This window comes from Exiguobacterium sp. SL-9 (assembly GCF_004336985.1).
In the GTDB taxonomy this organism is placed as follows: Bacteria; Bacillota; Bacilli; order Exiguobacteriales; family Exiguobacteriaceae; genus Exiguobacterium.
The window spans coordinates 1-414 of the sequence record NZ_SJUO01000029.1; the positions used below are offsets into that span (position 1 = coordinate 1).

The following is a 414-nucleotide window of genomic DNA, read 5'->3' on the forward strand; positions in this document are numbered from 1 at the left end:
CTACAATATCTATATTCTTGTAATAACAAATACCTTAATTACAATTAGGTTAAAAAGAGAGGATTTACCTAATTTTATTACCCTTAACCTTATAAAGATCACAAATTTCTGGTTATCCCTGATGATTAGGCGTTTCTTATTTATTTTCTAGACTATTTAACCTATCCTAGCTTTTATTTTGAACGTTTTACCTTTTATGGATCTTATCAATATGCCAATGAAACGTACCAAATCGATTAATCGTGATGCTTTCCGTAAAGCATTTCGCCCTTATCGTCTGGCGCCTGTTGCAATCGCCATCACTGCTGTATTCGCGCTTTCAGGATGTGAAGAGAGCGATGAGACAGTTTCACTGTATATGAACGCACAAGAATGTGCTCAAGCAAATCCTTCACAAGCTGCCCAGTGTGAAGA

At 36.2% G+C, this 414-nt stretch carries 1 protein-coding gene; it reads left to right on the forward strand.

The window, feature by feature from the left end:
• Positions 1–211: 211 nt before the first annotated feature.
• A partial coding sequence (locus EVJ34_RS15930; RefSeq protein ID WP_236636730.1) for a DUF1190 domain-containing protein occupies positions 212–414 on the forward strand: 203 nt, incomplete at its 3' end.